Annotated in this window: 17 protein-coding genes and 1 pseudogene; 7 read left to right on the top strand and 11 right to left on the bottom strand. The window is 64.7% G+C overall.

The annotated features are described in order from the left end of the window. Positions 1–16 precede the first annotated feature (16 nt). The gene (locus caldi_RS06980) at positions 17–1,900 is read right to left on the bottom strand and encodes a methyl-accepting chemotaxis protein (RefSeq protein WP_264844389.1); all 1,884 of its coding nucleotides are present in this window, start codon (positions 1,898–1,900) and stop codon (positions 17–19) included. Between the two features lie 1,176 nt (positions 1,901–3,076). Continuing rightward, positions 3,077–3,901, bottom strand: coding sequence for a LexA family protein (locus caldi_RS06985; protein WP_264844390.1), 825 nt, complete (start codon positions 3,899–3,901; stop codon positions 3,077–3,079). A 148-nt stretch (positions 3,902–4,049) separates the two neighbouring features. Between caldi_RS06985 and caldi_RS17750 the strand changes: the two genes are divergently transcribed. From caldi_RS17750 to caldi_RS07000, 4 genes are all read left to right on the top strand, one after another. Further along, positions 4,050–4,328, top strand: a complete 279-nt coding sequence (locus caldi_RS17750) for a helix-turn-helix domain-containing protein (protein ID WP_406568103.1) — start codon at positions 4,050–4,052, stop codon at positions 4,326–4,328. 143 nt (positions 4,329–4,471) lie between these two features. Continuing rightward, entirely contained in the window at positions 4,472–5,134 is a 663-nt protein-coding gene (locus tag caldi_RS06990; RefSeq protein ID WP_264844391.1) for a hypothetical protein, read from the top strand. Between the two features lie 706 nt (positions 5,135–5,840). Beyond that, entirely contained in the window at positions 5,841–6,455 is a 615-nt protein-coding gene (locus tag caldi_RS06995; RefSeq protein ID WP_264842460.1) for a DUF6431 domain-containing protein, read from the top strand. A gap of 97 nt (positions 6,456–6,552) precedes the next feature. Next, positions 6,553–7,407 carry a DDE-type integrase/transposase/recombinase gene (locus tag caldi_RS07000; protein WP_264844392.1) on the top strand — a complete coding sequence of 285 codons (855 nt, stop codon included), beginning with the start codon at positions 6,553–6,555 and terminating at the stop codon, positions 7,405–7,407. A gap of 77 nt (positions 7,408–7,484) precedes the next feature. Here the strand turns inward: caldi_RS07000 and caldi_RS07005 are convergent, their stop codons facing one another. The 5 genes and pseudogenes from caldi_RS07005 to caldi_RS07025 all read right to left on the bottom strand — a co-directional run bounded on the left by caldi_RS07005 (position 7,485) and on the right by caldi_RS07025 (position 10,719). After that, positions 7,485–7,808, bottom strand: a complete 324-nt coding sequence (locus tag caldi_RS07005; protein WP_264841554.1) for a hypothetical protein — start codon at positions 7,806–7,808, stop codon at positions 7,485–7,487. Next, entirely contained in the window at positions 7,805–8,611 is an 807-nt protein-coding gene (locus tag caldi_RS07010; RefSeq protein ID WP_264841555.1) for an ExeA family protein, read from the bottom strand. Before caldi_RS07010 ends, caldi_RS07005 begins: the two co-directional genes overlap by 4 nt. Before the next feature lie 23 nt (positions 8,612–8,634). Then, positions 8,635–9,102: a Mu transposase C-terminal domain-containing protein gene (locus caldi_RS07015; RefSeq protein WP_264843881.1), complete on the bottom strand. Its 468-nt coding sequence runs from the start codon at positions 9,100–9,102 to the stop codon at positions 8,635–8,637. 182 nt (positions 9,103–9,284) lie between these two features. Beyond that, positions 9,285–10,007, bottom strand: a pseudogene (locus caldi_RS07020) (helix-turn-helix domain-containing protein); the annotation flags it as partial. A gap of 97 nt (positions 10,008–10,104) precedes the next feature. Further along, a complete protein-coding gene (locus caldi_RS07025; protein ID WP_264842460.1) occupies positions 10,105–10,719 on the bottom strand; it encodes a DUF6431 domain-containing protein in 615 nt (204 codons plus the stop codon). Positions 10,720–11,050: 331 nt separating this feature from the next. Here caldi_RS07025 and caldi_RS07030 point away from each other — a divergent pair, with 331 nt between their 5' ends. Genes caldi_RS07030 through caldi_RS07040 form a run of 3 tightly spaced genes read left to right on the top strand, consistent with a single transcriptional unit; the run spans position 11,051 to position 12,668 of the window. Next, positions 11,051–11,518, top strand: coding sequence for a Mu transposase C-terminal domain-containing protein (locus caldi_RS07030; protein ID WP_264843881.1), 468 nt, complete (start codon positions 11,051–11,053; stop codon positions 11,516–11,518). Between the two features lie 23 nt (positions 11,519–11,541). Continuing rightward, a complete protein-coding gene (locus caldi_RS07035; protein WP_264841555.1) occupies positions 11,542–12,348 on the top strand; it encodes an ExeA family protein in 807 nt (268 codons plus the stop codon). Then, the gene (locus tag caldi_RS07040; protein ID WP_264841554.1) at positions 12,345–12,668 is read left to right on the top strand and encodes a hypothetical protein; all 324 of its coding nucleotides are present in this window, start codon (positions 12,345–12,347) and stop codon (positions 12,666–12,668) included. The genes caldi_RS07035 and caldi_RS07040 overlap by 4 nt, the downstream gene beginning before the upstream one ends. 84 nt (positions 12,669–12,752) lie before the next feature. Here caldi_RS07040 and caldi_RS07045 read toward each other — a convergent pair whose 3' ends face one another. From caldi_RS07045 to caldi_RS07060, 4 genes are all read right to left on the bottom strand, one after another. Further along, on the bottom strand, positions 12,753–13,760 hold the full coding sequence (locus tag caldi_RS07045) for a thiolase family protein (protein ID WP_264844393.1): 1,008 nt from the start codon (positions 13,758–13,760) through the stop codon (positions 12,753–12,755). Positions 13,761–13,782: 22 nt separating this feature from the next. After that, a complete protein-coding gene (locus tag caldi_RS07050; RefSeq protein ID WP_264844394.1) occupies positions 13,783–14,361 on the bottom strand; it encodes a biotin transporter BioY in 579 nt (192 codons plus the stop codon). 191 nt (positions 14,362–14,552) lie between these two features. Beyond that, the gene (locus tag caldi_RS07055; RefSeq protein ID WP_264844395.1) at positions 14,553–15,104 is read right to left on the bottom strand and encodes a Uma2 family endonuclease; all 552 of its coding nucleotides are present in this window, start codon (positions 15,102–15,104) and stop codon (positions 14,553–14,555) included. Between the two features lie 522 nt (positions 15,105–15,626). Next, positions 15,627–16,877 (bottom strand): ComEC/Rec2 family competence protein, encoded by a 1,251-nt coding sequence (locus tag caldi_RS07060; RefSeq protein WP_264844396.1) that lies wholly within the window; start codon positions 16,875–16,877, stop codon positions 15,627–15,629. Positions 16,878–17,618 lie beyond the last annotated feature (741 nt).

The raw sequence follows: 17,618 nt of genomic DNA on the forward strand, positions 1-17,618 counted from the left end.
TCCGCCAACCCCTTTCTCATCCCTGGTAAAGTTGCTCAGCGGTGTTACTGATCTCTTCCACAGCCCGAGCCAGCTCGGCCATTCCGCGGGCGTTTTCCTCCGCCGCCTTCGAAGCCTCGGACGTGTTCTGGGCGATGTTCTCCGCCGCCTTGGCGATCTGACCCACGGCTGCCAACGCCTCCTGCACGTTGGTCAGCGACGTTTCCGCCTGAGCGGTGATAGCCTGTACGCCCTCGTACACGACCTTCATGTCCCGTTCGATCGTCTGGAGGCTCGTGGTGGTCCGCTTGGCGTCCTCCACCTGGCGCCGGGCGGCAACACCCGCTTCCTCGATGTCGCGCGCCACTACCAGGATCTGGTCTTGAATGTCCCGCACCACTGTCTTGATCTTGTCCGCCGCCTCGGCCGATTCCCGGGCCAGGGAACGCACGTCCCCCGCGACGACGGCGAACCCCTTGCCGTGCTTGCCGGCACGCGCCGCCTCGATGGCGCCGTTGAGCGCCAGCAGGTTCGTCTGGATCGTCACGTTGACGATGGTGTCCACGATCTTGTCGATCTTGCGCGCCCGGTCCTGGAGCGTCTTGATATTGCCGGCCGCCTTGAGGTTTTCTTCAGCGGCTCGATTGATCGCGGCGATGAAGTTGTCCACGTCCACCTTGTTCTTCGCCAGGAGGTCCGACAGCTTGCGCACGTCTTCTTCGGAAGCCCGGGCGTTGTCGAGGATGACCCGGGCGTTCGCTTCGATCTGGCGAGCCCCGGCCAAGGCCTGCTGTGCCGCTGAGGACTGCTGCTGCGCCGCAGAGTTGATCTGCTGAAGGGACGCCATGATCTGCTGTGCGGCGCTGTTGGACTGCTGGATGGTGGCGCTCAGCTCGGCAGCGGCACTGGCCACCTCCTGGCCGGCCTTCCCGCCCTCGCTCGTATGCTTGAGCTCGTCCGCCATCTGGGCCAGATCATCGGCTGCCGAACTGATCTCACCCAGCGCCTTGTTCTGTTCCGCCACCGCCTGCGCTGCCTGCCGGGTGGCGGTGCTGGCCTGTTCGGCGGCGTTGCTGATCTGCTGCGCTCCCTGCCGCATCTCGGCCGCCGCCTTGGCCGCCTGCGCCGACTGGTCGTTGACCTGCTGGAAACCGTCCATGACATGGGCCATGCTGTTGGCGATCACGTCGAGGCTTTCCGCGATGGCCTTTCCCTTTTCCACCTCGGCGACCGCCGCGCGGCCGATCTGGGTGACGTCCTCGGTCACCCGGCGCACGTCTTCCTGGATGGTGGCGATCAGCTCCTTGATCTCCTTGGCCGCCGAGGCCGACGTCTCAGCCAGGGTGCGGACCTCGTCAGCCACCACGGCGAACCCCAGACCGTGCTTGCCCGCCCGTGCGGCCTCGATGGCCGCGTTGAAGGCGAGGAGGTTCGTCTGGTCTGCGATGGCTTCCACCGTCTGCACGATCTGGCCGATCTCCGCGGACTGCCGTTCCAGCTCCGTGATGTTCTCTGCCGACTTCAGGTTGGTCTCCGCCGCAGCGTTGACGCCCTCGATGAGCTTCTGGATGTCGCGAGTCGTGTCTGCCACCACGTCACGTAGCGCTTCCATCCGGCGCAAGGAAGCTTCGGCGGCCCTGCCGGCCTCGACGGCGTTCGTCTCCACCACCTGGGCGTTCTTCAGGCTTTGGTGGGCCGCGCTCGCCGCTTCCTGTGCGGCGGAAGCGATGCCCTGCATGAGAGCATCCAGGGATTCCGTAGCCGCCTTCGCCTGCTGGACACCGCTGGCCAGCTCGGCGGTGGCCGCCGCCAACCGCTGGGCGGCCGCCGCGCGACGGCGCTGGTCGCGCTCCCTGCGCTGGTCCTGGCCCACCCCCTGCTTGGTTCCTACGCCGTTTACGGTGCGCACTTGGACTGCCATGCACCATACCTCCCTGGTACACGGTCGATTGATGAACGATCCGCCATTTCAACACGCTCAACTGCCGACACATGTACACGTGAACACATGTACATGCGGATTCATGGGGGTAGCGGCCGAGTCCTGACACGACTTCCGGCATCCCCCGGGTGATCTCGAATCCGGAATCCCATGAGGCGGGTAAGGCACGCGGGTACGAAGGCCCGAGCCGTACGACGCCGGGCTCGCACCTTCCCATCGGCACTGCGAACGGACCGAGATGAATTAAGTATCTTCAACTGGTTTCCGGCAGGCTTGCTCCATGACCTCGAGGTCACCAAGGCCTCGAAATCAAGGGCGGACGATGTGGAGCAAGTGTTCACGAAGAGCGGCAACCCTGCCCACACGTGTCTGCACGAAATGTAGAGGGTCACTTCCGAGCGGTCCGTGCGGTGCACCGCGCCATGGATCACGCCGGACATCGGCGACGCTCCCGTTGACCTGCCCCCGGCAACGAGTAGCCGGGCAGGATGAGAGGATGTCGCCCCCATTCACGTTCCCTCAAAAGTAGAGCGTGCTTTCTATCTATAAAACCGTAGCGACGGATCGGGAGCGAGCCGCCAGCGCCTAAATGCTGGTCGGAACCTGAGACCGCCGGTGAAACGGCAGATGGACCAAGTACATCGCAGAACGGTCAGAAAACGGGACAGCCGCACGTTCCGATCAAGGCGCTCCCCCTGGTTCTAATAGACAACACCAATGCTATACCGGTCAATCCATTGATATTATCAATAGGTAAAATCAATGGCATGGCCGGTTAGCCATTGGCTGTCTCTATTGTCCGCGGGCGCTTGATTAGATGTCACGAAGGTATTAACGCTACCCGCGTGACAAGCCCCCAAGCCCAAAGGGCAAGCCCTGGACCCGGGGGCGATGGTAAACCAATACGTATCCCGGTAGAACGTAAAGCCCAGCGGTTCCTAGTTACTACTCCGTCCACCACGGAGATCGAATTAAACTGGCGCGAAACTCCGGGACGCCGGAACATCCTTACACGTCCCGCTCATCGACAACCTGGTGCTCGGAACCGGAGGATAGTAGGTCAGCCTCCTCAGCGCGTGCTTGTAACTTACTCTTCGTCAATCCGATGCTCCGAAGGCTCCTCGGCGGCCAACAACCCTTCCGAGGGTCTCCTTTCTATGGCCTGTCCGTCCGCGCAGCAGTCGGCGTCCCGCCTCCGCGCTGCGCCTTCAGCGCGTCCAGAAGTGCCCGCAACGCCTTCGCATCCACTCCTTCCTCTGCTGCCAGTTGCTCCAACAGTGCACCGCGCCTCACCGCCGCTCCCGCTGCACCGGCCCCCGCCAACCCCCGACGAGTGAACAAGCCCACAAATACGCCTTGGATCCGACACTCGTCCGGTTCCACCTCGATTACCGAGTATTGAGGGTTGGCGGGCTCTAAGTAATAGCGGCCACTCCTGACCTGCAGGATCTTCAGCGTCGCCTCGTCGCCAATCAGGGCCACCACGATGTCCCCGGGCCGAACCTGCGCCCGATCCGCCCTCCGCATGAGCACCAAATCCCCGGGATAGATACCGGCTCCGACCATGCTGTCACCCGTGACCCGGAGGACGAAATCCGCCTGGTCGGCCATTTCTTTGGGCACAGGGAGCCACTCTTCGATGTTTTGCTCAGCGTAAATGGGTTGTCCCGCCCGAACCGCCCCCACGACGGGCAGCATCCTGATGCCCACAGCCAAGAGGCCGCGTAAGTCCCGCTCCCGCCGGTCAGCCCTTGCTTCCTCACGCAGCGGCTTTGGCTCATCAACTGCCCCGATCAGGTAATCCGCGCTGCAGTCAAAGAACTCTGCGATTCGTTTCAGCATTTCCGGATCTGGGCGGCTGCTGTTTCGCTCGTACGAACTGACAGTCGCTGGCTTTACCCCCAAAGCCCGCGCGACTGCCTCCTGGGTCAATTTGCGTTGCTCTCTTAAAGACCGAAGACGTTCTCCCAGCGACCCCATCCCACCACCCCAGCCCCATTATCAACTATCCATCGACTCGTTGACAGCATCTTCGAAGAGACTCACTTGACTTCGCCGAGACTTTGAGTTACTCTCCTAAAAGGATGTCGAAACGATCCGATGGATCTTTTCGCTGAGGTGACCCCGTGTGAAGCCCGCCACCCCGCTCAAGTACCGCCGTCTGACCGATCCCCGACAGCTTTCGGTCGATGAAGTCGCTAACTATCTCCGGATTCATCCGAAGTATTACACCGAAATCGAGAACGGTACGAGGCTACCCTCCCTACGGCTCCTGATTCAGATCGCACGCTTCTGGGACATGTCGCTTGACGATATTGTTTCCGGTTTCACCGCGAGCCTTCCCGCCCCCGACCTGTCTGGCGCAACAGCCCCGCCGTGTGCACCGGCTCCTGCTGCGAGCCCCTGAAGTCCCGCCACCCGGGAGAGGTGCTCGGCGTAAATGCACCCCAACCGAATCGGGATCCTCTCCAGCCCCGATCACTAATACCCTGTCAGGCCTAGCGCCGCCCCCAGCCTCAGCGCAGGGGCTACGTAACAGGAGGGACACTTGTGTCCATTCGCGTCCTCGATCCGCACGGACGCCCGCTGACCCCGGTACCACCGAAGAAAGCTGTTGGTAAGGTCGATCTTGGAGACGCCGTATGGCTGCACGTGGACGGAGTGGATCCCGACCCGCACCACGGAACAATCGTCCTAACCCACCCTGTGGATCGCCCGCCAGCACCTCGCCCCCTCGTGCAGCTCTTCAACGCGGACGGCCAGCTCCTCGGATGGGTAAGCCGCGAGGTGGCCCTTCACTACGTTCGCCGGGAAGCACTGCGCGTTGTCGGTCACCCTCCGCCCGGAGAACTCCACGCCGTGATACTACCCAGACCGGCGACCCCGGAAGCCCTCAAGGAGATCCGCCGGATCATCGCGCGCCGAGCGGCCGAGCGAACCCTCGACCGCCATACCATTCGAAACGAGATTCTCCGCATCCTTCGCGAGGGAGGCGCCTGGGCCGAAGTGGAGCAGGCCGTCGAGGCACTGGCGACAGAGCGTCTCGTCTCCTCAACCAGCGCGAGTGCAGCCGTAGAAGACCTCCGCAGATTCGCCCGCCAACTGGCCGCCCTCGACCTGGCAACCGCGTCGGACCTCGCTGTGGCCCGTACTCTTGCGCTCCAGGGCCGTAGCGATAGAGTTCAGGGCCCCGCCCGGCTTGATAGCTACTGACCAGCCCGCGCCGGCGGAGGCAAGAGCGCCGAAGGCGCCGCCGCAGGCGGCCGAAGCGTAGCGGAGGCCCTTGCCGGAGCCGGCGCAGGCTGTACCATCTACCCCGCCGGGCGGGGGCCGGGGGACCCGGGGGCGGCGCCCGCGGAAGTCCCCGCAGGAGCCGGAGGCGACTGCGAGGGCCCATAACGGCAGGATAAAGGGAAGAGGGCCCGCACGCCCGGCAAAGCTGGGCGGCATCGTCATTTGCGCAGGGGTCTCCACCGCCAGTCGAGGGGCCGACGGAGGGGCCGCGCTTTGCTCATCCCATAGCTTGGAGGGTGTGCTATCAAATGCCACCACCGCGTGAGCCCATGCACAGACTCCGCATCAGGATGCCTCGCGAGATGCACTCCGTTCTGCGTGAGGCTGCGGCTCGCCGGCACCTCCCGGTTGCCGAATTCGTCCGTCGAGCGATCCAGCACGAGCTGGCCCGGTCCGGAGCAGCCGACGTGCTTGACCAGTTCGCCCAAGCTGTTTTCGCCCACGCTATTTGTCGCCGCGTTGACCGGAGTGGTTGGCGCTGGAAGGGGACGAGGAGATGGGTGTGGAAGAGCCTGGGGAGGTCGAGCCTCCCCCTTTTCGCGCGGGGGGTGGAAATAAAGACACCTGCCCCGGGTCGAGTTTCGCAGCCAAGCCCCGGGGCAGGCTTCAGAGGAGTTACCTCTGCGTGTCCATCATACTGCCCCTTGCGGTCTCAGTCAAAGCGTACTTACGCCGGTACGGCCGTGACGGACCCGCACTGGCGCTTCGTTGTGCAGGCTGCGGCCGGCAGATGCGGGAGCATGGCGCCCACCATCGGTCAGTGGTTACCCGCCGGCGCATCTACCGCATCCCCATCTACCGCTGGTTCTGTCCCCGGTGCAAGCACACGTGCTCAGTCCTGCCGGACTTTCTGTGTCCGTACGCCCGCTTTGTCACGCTGCTGCGGGAAGTGGTCGTGCGCCGGCGCCTTCAGCAAGGGAGGTCGTGGAGGGATCTCGCCTGGGAAATCAGTTCACCGGCGGTCAGTGTGGTGTCGGAGCGAACGTTGCGCCGGTGGGTGCGTACGGTTCGCGGTATCGCGGGGACTTGGGGACAGTTCCTGACCGCCTGGCTGCTGGAACAGCGACCCGCCGTCGACGTCTTCACGCTGGTCCCCCGCCACGAGGGTCCCGACGCCGCCCTCCACTTTTTGCTCGCGCTGGGTGACTGGCTCCGGCGGCAGATGCCTGTGGACCCTGTCCGCCACCGTGGGCTGTTTGCGTTCCTGAACAGTTTTTGCGAGGCGCCGGCACCCCTGTGAGGTACGGCTATACCCCCCACCACAAACTTTGTCCCTCCCGGCTGGCTCGGCGTGCCGGCCATAATGGCGGCAACGACGCCAGCAGGGGAGGGATTCCATGGACGAGCAGCAGCGGGAAGAGATCGCCACCTTCCGCTGGAGCCTCATCGCCCCCGTACTGACCCAGAACCTGAGCCCGTCCGAGCGCCAGCGCCTGTTGCGGGAGATCGCCGGGCACCCGCACGAGATCCCTTCCAGTGACAAGACCCGAGTCGGGCTCAGGACGCTGCAGCGCTGGGTCCAGGCCTACCGGCAGCACGGGTTCGAGGGGCTCAAACCGCACACCCGGGCGGATGCGGACCAGGGACGGGCCGTTCCCCCGGAGGTCCTGGAAGCGGCGATCGCCTTGCGGCGGGCGGTGCCCGACCGCAGTGTGCAACAGATCATCGCCTTGCTCGAGCTGGACGGAAAGGTCGCACCCGGGCGTCTCAAACGCACCACCCTGGGCCGCTACCTGGCCCGGGCAGGCTGCACCCGCCAGGAGTTGCGCAGCAAAGCCGCCCGGAGTTTGCTCCGCCGGTTTGAGGCCCAACACCGCAACGACCTGTGGCAAGGAGACGTCCTGCACGCCCTGTCGCTGCCGGTGCCGGGACAACCCGGGAAGCGGCGCCAAGTCTACCTCATGGCTTTCCTCGACGACCATAGCCGAGTCGTTTACGGCCAGATGTATTTCGAGGAGAAGCTCCCCCGCCTGGAGGACTGCCTCAAACGCACCATCCTCCGCTACGGCCTGCCCCGCCAGATCTACGTGGACAACGGGGCGATCTACTCCACCCGCCACCTGGCCCGGATCTGCGCCAAGCTCGGGATCCGCCTCAGCCACTCCCGCCCCTACCGACCCCAGGTGTTGCTGCCCGCGCTATTTGTCGCTCCGGTGACCAGCGACGATGTCATGGCCGTTCATGAGATGTGACCGGTCCGCTGGCGCTGAAGGGGCGCAGCCCGTGGTAAGGATGCGCCCCAGAGTCCGAAATGCAGGGCCGGCAGCCACTAGAATCCACCAGGGCCGTACGGGTGGTTGACCCCGGGGCTGTGAACGAACTCCCGGTAGAGGCGCCACCACCAATGCTCGTAGTCCTCGATATACCGGAAGACGGGAAGGTCGAGCCGGCACGTGGGCCGGCTCTTCAGGTCCCGTAACCGGTGGAGCAGACGGTAGCCCAGGATGAACGCCGTGACCGCCTGGCCGCGCCGGACCCCATCTCCGGTCGTGGCCTGCCGGATGGCGGCCTCCAGCAGGTCGAGCAGGTCGGTGATCTCGTACCCGTAAAGCCGGAGTGAAACCCCGGCGTGTTGCAGGCGAAAGTCTGTCACCACGGGCTACCTCCTCTGGGGGCCTGGGTATCCTGCAGCTCCAGCAGCACCCGCTCGACGTGGGCCTCCTCCACTAGGCGCTGGTCATGGGCGCAAGCGTCCAGGAGGCAGCTCGTGCAGATCGTGTTGATGACCCGCGGGATGCCCCGGGACTCCGTGACGATCTTGCGCAGGGCCTGCTCGGAGAAGAGGGGCCGGTCGGCGCCGGCCAGGTGGAGATGGTGCTGGATGTAGGCCAGAGTCTCGGCCTCCCCGAGGCCGGTGAGGTGGAAGCGCACCTGAACCCGCTGGGCGATGGCCTCGAAGGTGCGAAGCCGGAGCAGCCCCCGGAGTTCGCTCTGGCCGGCGAGGATGAACGTCAGCGGCGAGATGGAGTCCATGTGGAAGTTCAGGAGGAAGCGGACCTCCTGGAGCATGGCGCCGCTGAGGAGGTGGGCCTCGTCGATGACGATCACTGGCTGACGGCCGTTGGTGGTGTAACCGTCCAGGATGGTGCGCTCGAAAAGCCGTTTCACCTCCCGCCCGTGGAACAGAGAAGGCGGGGCCACCCCAAGCTGGGTGAGCACGTCTCGGTAGAACGCGCTGGGGGTGAGACGGGAGTCGGCGATGTACACGAACAGGTGGCGGGTCCGGTCGAGCTGATCGTACAGGGCCCGGATGGCGGTGGACTTCCCGGCGCCGACCTCACCCGTGACGACCGCGAACGCGCGGTGGCGGATGGCGTACTGGAGGCGAGCAAGCAGTTCCTGGTGCTGGGGAGCGGGGAACAGCCGGTCGGTGGGAATCTCCCTGGCGAAGGGCACCGCTTTGAGGCCGAAGTACTCGGTCAGCGTGACGGCTCACCGTCCTTGTGGCCGACCAGGCGAGCGTAAGAGGTCTGACCCAGGCGGCGCTGCTTCTCGGCCTCGTGGTGCTTGCGGGCCAGGGTGAGGAAGTTCATCCCGTCGCTGGACGGGGGTTGGGCCGGGGCAGGGACGGCGTGGTGGTGAGTGCGGCGGAGCTGGAGGGGGGCAGCGTCCGGGAAACGCTTTCCCTCGTGCCAGACCTGGATCTGGCTGAGGTCGTAGGGGTCGTAGCGCAGGAGCACCCGGTGGCCGCTGAGGGCGGCGTCGACCTCGTAGCGGTTCCCATGCAGGGAGAAGCATCCGGTCTTGTCGACGACCCGCTGCTCCTCCCAGAGGAACACCTCCCGCAGGGCCGTAGGGTCGATGCGGCGCAAGGGCTCGGTGTCCGCCTCGAACCGCTGGCGGGGGGTCTGGTGGGTGCTGCCGTGGGGGCGACTGAGGTAGGCCACCTCGAGCCAGGCCCAGAAGAACTCGTTGAGTTCGTCCAGGGTGCGGAGCTGGCCGGCTTCGACCAGCGCGTGCGCTTCGGGCGGACGTACTGGAAAAACTTTTCAACCTTTCCCCGCCCCTGGGGTCGGTAGGGGCGGGAGTGGCTGAGGCGGATCCCGAGCTTGGCGCAGATCCGGGCCAGGTGGCGGGTGGAGTAGATCGCCCCGTTGTCCACGTAGATCTGGCGGGGCAGGCCGTAGCGGAGGATGGTGCGTTTGAGGCAGTCCTCCAGGCGGGGGAGCTTCTCCTCGAAATACATCTGGCCGTAAACGACTCGGCTATGGTCGTCGAGGAAAGCCATGAGGTAGACTTGGCGCCGCTTCCCGGGTTGTCCCGGCACCGGCAGCGACAGGGCGTGCAGGACGTCTCCTTGCCACAGGTCGTTGCGGTGTTGGGCCTCAAACCGGCGGAGCAAACTCCGGGCGGCTTTGCTGCGCAACTCCTGGCGGGTGCAGCCTGCCCGGGCCAGGTAGCGGCCCAGGGTGGTGCGTTTGAGACGCCCGGGTGCGACCTTTCCGTCCAGCTCGAGCAAGGCGATGATCTGTTGCACACTGCGGTCGGGCACCGCCCGCCGCAAGGCGATCGCCGCTTCCAGGACCTCCGGGGGAACGGCCCGTCCCTGGTCCGCATCCGCCCGGGTGTGCGGTTTGAGCCCCTCGAACCCGTGCTGCCGGTAGGCCTGGACCCAGCGCTGCAGCGTCCTGAGCCCGACTCGGGTCTTGTCACTGGAAGGGATCTCGTGCGGGTGCCCGGCGATCTCCCGCAACAGGCGCTGGCGCTCGGACGGGCTCAGGTTCTGGGTCAGTACGGGGGCGATGAGGCTCCAGCGGAAGGTGGCGATCTCTTCCCGCTGCTGCTCGTCCATGGAATCCCTCCCCTGCTGGCGTCGTTGCCGCCATTATGGCCGGCACGCCGAGCCAGCCGGGAGGGACAAAGTTTGTGGTGGGGGGTATAGCCGTACCTCACAGGGGTGCCGGCGCCTCGCAAAAACTGTTCAGGAACGCAAACAGCCCACGGTGGCGGACAGGGTCCACAGGCATCTGCCGCCGGAGCCAGTCACCCAGCGCGAGCAAAAAGTGGAGGGCGGCGTCGGGACCCTCGTGGCGGGGGACCAGCGTGAAGACGTCGACGGCGGGTCGCTGTTCCAGCAGCCAGGCGGTCAGGAACTGTCCCCAAGTCCCCGCGATACCGCGAACCGTACGCACCCACCGGCGCAACGTTCGCTCCGACACCACACTGACCGCCGGTGAACTGATTTCCCAGGCGAGATCCCTCCACGACCTCCCTTGCTGAAGGCGCCGGCGCACGACCACTTCCCGCAGCAGCGTGACAAAGCGGGCGTACGGACACAGAAAGTCCGGCAGGACTGAGCACGTGTGCTTGCACCGGGGACAGAACCAGCGGTAGATGGGGATGCGGTAGATGCGCCGGCGGGTAACCACTGACCGATGGTGGGCGCCATGCTCCCGCATCTGCCGGCCGCAGCCTGCACAACGAAGCGCCAGTGCGGGTCCGTCACGGCCGTACCGGCGTAAGTACGCTTTGACTGAGACCGCAAGGGGCAGTATGATGGACACGCAGAGGTAACTCCTCTGAAGCCTGCCCCGGGGCTTGGCTGCGAAACTCGACCCGGGGCAGGTGTCTTTATTTCCACCCCCCGCGCGAAAAGGGGGAGGCTCGACCTCCCCAGGCTCTTCCACACCCATCTCCTCGTCCCCTTCCAGCGCCAACCACTCCGGTCAACGCGGCGACAAATAGCGTGGGCGAAAACACCAGGGGCGGGGAAAGGTTGAAAAGTTTTTCCAGTACGTCCGCCGCAGCTTTGTACCCGAAGCGCACGCGCTGGTCGAAGCCGGCCAGCTCCGCACCCTGGACGAACTCAACGAGTTCTTCTGGGCCTGGCTCGAGGTGGCCTACCTCAGTCGCCCCCACGGCAGCACCCACCAGACCCCCCGCCAGCGGTTCGAGGCGGACACCGAGCCCTTGCGCCGCATCGACCCTACGGCCCTGCGGGAGGTGTTCCTCTGGGAGGAGCAGCGGGTCGTCGACAAGACCGGATGCTTCTCCCTGCATGGGAACCGCTACGAGGTCGACGCCGCCCTCAGCGGCCACCGGGTGCTCCTGCGCTACGACCCCTACGACCTCAGCCAGATCCAGGTCTGGCACGAGGGAAAGCGTTTCCCGGACGCTGCCCCCCTCCAGCTCCGCCGCACTCACCACCACGCCGTCCCTGCCCCGGCCCAACCCCCGTCCAGCGACGGGATGAACTTCCTCACCCTGGCCCGCAAGCACCACGAGGCCGAGAAGCAGCGCCGCCTGGGTCAGACCTCTTACGCTCGCCTGGTCGGCCACAAGGACGGTGAGCCGTCACGCTGACCGAGTACTTCGGCCTCAAAGCGGTGCCCTTCGCCAGGGAGATTCCCACCGACCGGCTGTTCCCCGCTCCCCAGCACCAGGAACTGCTTGCTCGCCTCCAGTACGCCATCCGCCACCGCGCGTTCGCGGTCGTCACGGGTGAGGTCGGCGCCGGGAAGTCCACCGCCATCCGGGCCCTGTACGATCAGCTCGACCGGACCCGCCACCTGTTCGTGTACATCGCCGACTCCCGTCTCACCCCCAGCGCGTTCTACCGAGACGTGCTCACCCAGCTTGGGGTGGCCCCGCCTTCTCTGTTCCACGGGCGGGAGGTGAAACGGCTTTTCGAGCGCACCATCCTGGACGGTTACACCACCAACGGCCGTCAGCCAGTGATCGTCATCGACGAGGCCCACCTCCTCAGCGGCGCCATGCTCCAGGAGGTCCGCTTCCTCCTGAACTTCCACATGGACTCCATCTCGCCGCTGACGTTCATCCTCGCCGGCCAGAGCGAACTCCGGGGGCTGCTCCGGCTTCGCACCTTCGAGGCCATCGCCCAGCGGGTTCAGGTGCGCTTCCACCTCACCGGCCTCGGGGAGGCCGAGACTCTGGCCTACATCCAGCACCATCTCCACCTGGCCGGCGCCGACCGGCCCCTCTTCTCCGAGCAGGCCCTGCGCAAGATCGTCACGGAGTCCCGGGGCATCCCGCGGGTCATCAACACGATCTGCACGAGCTGCCTCCTGGACGCTTGCGCCCATGACCAGCGCCTAGTGGAGGAGGCCCACGTCGAGCGGGTGCTGCTGGAGCTGCAGGATACCCAGGCCCCCAGAGGAGGTAGCCCGTGGTGACAGACTTTCGCCTGCAACACGCCGGGGTTTCACTCCGGCTTTACGGGTACGAGATCACCGACCTGCTCGACCTGCTGGAGGCCGCCATCCGGCAGGCCACGACCGGAGATGGGGTCCGGCGCGGCCAGGCGGTCACGGCGTTCATCCTGGGCTACCGTCTGCTCCACCGGTTACGGGACCTGAAGAGCCGGCCCACGTGCCGGCTCGACCTTCCCGTCTTCCGGTATATCGAGGACTACGAGCATTGGTGGTGGCGCCTCTACCGGGAGTTCGTTCACAGCCCCGGGGTCAACCACCCGTACGGCCCTGGTGGATTCTAGTGGCTGCCGGCCCTGCATTTCGGACTCTGGGGCGCATCCTTACCACGGGCTGCGCCCCTTCAGCGCCAGCGGACCGGTCACATCTCATGAACGGCCATGACATCGTCGCTGGTCACCGGAGCGACAAATAGCGCGGGCAGCAACAGCGGCGAAGGGCTCGTTGATCTCGTAGAGGTCGATCTCGCCGAGGTCCACCCCGGTGCAGGCGACCAGCTCCCGCAGCGCAGCCATCGGCCCCGTGCCCGGAAGGTCGGGAGGCACCCCGACGGCGACGACCTCGACCAGCCGGCCGAGGGCACGGGGAACGCCGCGCCAAGCCGGTTCCGGTCGCTCCAGGACCTCCGGACCGGCCAGGACCAGCGCGGCCGCCCCGTCGCTGTGGCGGCAGGCGTTGCCGGCCGTGACGGTGCCGTCGGGCCGGAAGGCGGGTGGGAGCCGCCGGAGCGCAGCCGGCGGCAGCGGGCGGCGCAGGGTCTCATCCCGGGCGACCACCCGAGGGGGCTCGTCCGGGCCCGGCACCGGGACCGGGACGATTTCCTCATCGAACAGCCCGGCGGCGGCCGCCGCCAGGAAGCGCTGCTGGCTTCGCCGGGCCCAGGCGTCCTGCGCCTCCCGCGGGATCCCGTACGCTCGGGCCACCGCCTCCGCCGCCTCACCCATGTCGGGATCGCCCAGCGACGGGGGCGTAAAGCGGGGACGCGCCAGGCGGGAGCCGTCCGGCGCAAGGCGCACCGGCTCCTGGCTGGTGCTCTCCACGCCGCCGGCCACGTAGCACCGGCCGGCCCCGCTCCGGATGAGGGCCGCGGCCAGCCGGACCGCCTCCAGTCCGCCGGCGCACTGCCGGTCGACCGTGAAGCCGGGCACCCAGACCGGCAGCCCGGCCTCCAGCAGCGCGAGCCGGGCGATGTTGCCGCCCGGCCCGACCGCATTCCCGAAGATCACCTCGTCGACCGCCTCCGGGCCGATCCCGGCCTGATCGATCGCCGCCCGGATCGCCGGCGCCGCCAGGTCCTCCGGCGGCAGAGACCGGAACCGGCCGTTTCGCTTGCCGACCGGGGTGCGCTTCGCACCCAGGATGAAGACGTCGCGCACGGCCCGAACCCGCCCGCCTCGCCTATGCGGCGCGATCCTCCGCCCGGCCAGGCGCGTAGCGGCGCCGGACCTGCACCGCCACCGCCGAGGCCACCAGGGCCTTCAGCAGGTCGCCGGGAACGAAGATCAGCGCCCCGCCCACCAGCGCCTCCTTGAACGTCCGGCCCGTGACCAGGGCCAGCACCGGGGCCCCGATCAGGTAGACGAGGAGAATCCCGCCCACCACGTTGGCCACGAGGTAGCCCCAGAATCGCCCCGGCGGCACCCGTTCGACCAGCCAGCCGATCGTGTAGGCCGCCAGCGGCCAGCTCAGGATGTATCCCCCGCTCGGCCCGAACAGGTACCCCGCGCCGCCGCGGCCACCGGCCAGGACGGGTACGCCGGCCACCAGCAGAACCAGGAAGACCAGGAGCGCCAGGCCGCCCGTGCGGCGCCCCAGCAGGGAACCGGCCAGCATCACCCCCAGCGTCTGCAGGGTGATGGGTACCGGGCTGATGGGGAGGGTGAGCGGCGGAACCATGCCCAGGGCCGCGACCACAGCGGCAAAAAGGCCGGCCAGGACCACCTGCCGTACCGTACGGCTGCTCTGTGCGCTGCTCACGTCCGGTCCCGCTTCCTTTCCTGCGACGGTTTGCCAGGGTCCAACGTATCCCAGGGCCGGCGAAATGTCAACCCAATATCCGACTAAGGTTGACAATCCGGCCCCACGTCGGGCGCTCAGGGGAACCGCGCGGCCTCGGATGGGGCCGTCACTGCGGCGCAGACGATGCGACGGCGCCGGAGCGCCGCGCGCTACTCCTCCCCGAAGAGATCCCGGAGCCGGCAGGTGAACCCTGGCAGAACGGGCTCCTCCACCACCGCCTCGCCCTCCCTCCAGGTTCGCGGCGGCTGTCCCGGCGCGTGGCGCATGAGCGTCCGGGCCTCCGGCTCCACGACCGACACGGCCCGCACGCCGTCCTCGAGGTACTGCCGGATTTTCCGGCTCAGGTCCGGCTCCGAGGGGTCATGGACCTCCACGGCAAGGTCCGGCGGAATGCTGGTGAAGCCGCTTGTGTCTCCAACGCGAGCCGTCCGTTCGGTCGAGTAAAAGGCCACGTCGGGAGCACGCAGTACGTCCGGCTCACGGCGGACGAAAAAGCCGGACTCGCCAGACAATACCTCGCCCAGCCGCTGCGGGTAGACGAACTGGCTGAGGACAAAAGCTACCCGGTTTGTAACCTTCCCGTGCCGCCACCCCGCCGGCGCCATGATGACCAGCTCCCCCTCGTCGATCTCGTAGCGCCACCCCTCGGGGAGCCGGTTCAGTTCCTCGGCGGTCCAGGGCTTCCTCGTGCCGACGCTCACCGGCGCGCCCCGAGTACTCTCTTCAGCTCAGTGCAATATGGCGACGTCGAATGGTGCACCCCACACCAGGACGCCCCCCTTCTCGACGAGGCCCTCGCCCCTGGTGGCGAAGCGGGCCGTAGCGAGATGGTCTCGGCTGGCAGGTCGCAGGCCGGGATGCGGTCGACGATCGCGTTAGTGTGGTTCGCGCCCACCCCGAGGTACAGGCACACAGAAAGCCGCGAGACGGCGCAGGTCGGGGTGGCGCACGTCGAGCACCGGCCGGTAGCGGAGGCGAGCCAAACGAGCATCGGCACCTGCACGGCGAGCTGGAGGGGCACGCCGGCCACCGCCGCGGGAAACCGCTGATCACTCCGAGGAAGCGGAAGGACGAACGCCGAATCGGCCGGTCTATTCCGGATATAGCGATTGACAGGGCGGGCCTAATCCCAGCTATCACAAGAGAAGTGTACGACGACACCATCGCGGTCGCTCTTGTCTTGCAGCGAACGGTAAGGTTAACCCTCTACCAACCAAGTAGACCTAGCCCTCATCTCGTACTCGCACAATATGCACGAACTCCGCTACGGGCGCGCCGTTCTTTCCAGTCACTTTCACATACAAATTATGACGTCCATGAAACGCGGTACGATTCTGATAAACCGTATCAAAACCCAGTTTGCCCAGATACCAGTCATGAATCCTGTGATCTCTACCAACACCATTATTCTGTACTTCCCATCGAACCTTCAGCGGCCTAAGGAAGTCCGGCACTCGCGACACCTCGAGGTTGAACGTGATGTCAACACCTCTTCTGTACGTTCCATCTGCATCAGGCCCAGGTTCGGGCCTTACTTTAGCTCTTGCGAGTATGAATCGACCGCTAAGGGCTTCCATGTGATATCTCGGCATGATCTCGTACGTACCGTCTTCGTATAGCCATGTGACAATGTGGCCGAGTTCATCTGTTCTCATAACCTGACCTTTGCTTCGCGCGTAATGATGGGTCCATTTACGGTAAAGTTCCATAGCCTTAGCGTGAGGGTGCCCGTAGTTGTTAAGACCCACCGAAACTATCGAAATGTCCGGTTCCATCATGCGCAAGTGATCTATATATGATTCGCTATCCTCGCTGTCAGCAAAGAAGGAAATTGAGCCGTGGTGACTGACGTGTAGAAAGGTTGTCGGAATCAATTCGGAATAAGATGGCACAATTGCTTCGCTCCATGCTCGCCAACTACTGTCACCCGTAAACATGATCGAATTCCCGCCGAATTCCAGTTTCAACACCAAACACTGTTCGTGAATTTGGTCTTCGGAAGGTCGTTCCTGTTCAGCATAGGCTCTCGACGGAGATAGGCAGTACCACTGAACTCTATCATCGAGACCTCCAGTAAAGCCCCTCCTATTAGCTCGCAAGACTTTTACTGTTCCCCCCTGTCTCTTGATACGCCGGATGAGATCTAGCATATCATAGTAATCCGTATATTCATCCTGTTTATCTCGTGGAATATAGAGTCGGTGTCCAGACTCCCAGATACTCTTAATCTTAGCCTTCTGTCCGAGCTTGCCTATTCCGCCAATATGATCCTCATGCGGGTGAGTGATGACCAAACAGTCCAGATAAGGCGTGCAGTTCTCATCTTTCGGGAGGCGCTCCAGTACATGATCCAAGACCGATTCAGACGGACCATTAAAGTGGCAATCTATCAAAACCATCTTTCCATTCGGTAGTTTAATCAGGGTACTGTCTCCTTGACCGACATCTAGGAATTCGACTTCCACATGTGCCATGCCGTTGTCTCCTCACCTAAGGTGTTGTCTTTTGGGCGAAACACATCTCGGAGATATAGGACAAGAACGAGTGATAGACTACACCGTCCGCTAACCGGCGAAAGAATCGCCCACGATCGGTCAACAAAACGAATGCCATCGCCGCCAGGGCCGAGAGGAGCCAATTCAGCCACGGCGTGGTCGGAGAGCGAGGTAAAACGCCTAGGCTCCAACCCGCATGCATCATGCTCGCGCGTATTGCAAACTCAGCACTAACGATTAGACTGAGAACTCCTAAAGCCCTATGGAGATCTGCTAACGCTGTGAAAAGCTTGTAGTTTTCCATTCTGTTCCAAACAGGAGAGTAGCATAGATCCTTCCTGTGCTTTCCGAGCGTTTCCTTGGAAAAAGCGACTCCGTACAACTCTTGCAGGAATGAGTCTATTACCTGCCTTAATTCTTCAGAGGCACTGTCCATGAAGCCTTTCGGTGGCCATAAGCGATCGACTTGGTTATAGACAATTCTACATACCATTTGGATAGTATGACCGGAGATAAAGCTGAAAGTTACAACAGCCCAGGGATTTAGCGAGTAAACCTGTAGAGAGGGCTGCCATAGGAGGGAGAGCGTTGCAGGAAGAACGAAGCCTGGCACCAACACGGCGACGGCATCATATAGGGCTACAGAGAGACGGAGAGCGTCCATCAGTCCAACCCCCGTGTGTGGGGTCAATAGAGCGGCTCAAGCGACGTCAAAGAAGG

It is taken from the genome of Caldinitratiruptor microaerophilus (genome assembly GCF_025999835.1).
Taxonomy (GTDB): domain Bacteria; phylum Bacillota; class Sulfobacillia; order Symbiobacteriales; family ZC4RG38; genus Caldinitratiruptor; species Caldinitratiruptor microaerophilus.

Excerpts from the sequence above, each read along its gene's own strand:
- caldi_RS07000 (WP_264844392.1), top strand. The coding sequence starts at position 6,553 with ATGGACGAGCAGCAGCGGGAAGAGATCGCCACCTTCCGCTGGAGCCTC.
- caldi_RS06980 (WP_264844389.1), bottom strand. The coding sequence starts at position 1,900 with ATGGCAGTCCAAGTGCGCACCGTAAACGGCGTAGGAACCAAGCAGGGG.
- caldi_RS06985 (WP_264844390.1), bottom strand. The coding sequence starts at position 3,901 with ATGGGGTCGCTGGGAGAACGTCTTCGGTCTTTAAGAGAGCAACGCAAA.
- caldi_RS07060 (WP_264844396.1), bottom strand. The coding sequence starts at position 16,877 with ATGGCACATGTGGAAGTCGAATTCCTAGATGTCGGTCAAGGAGACAGT.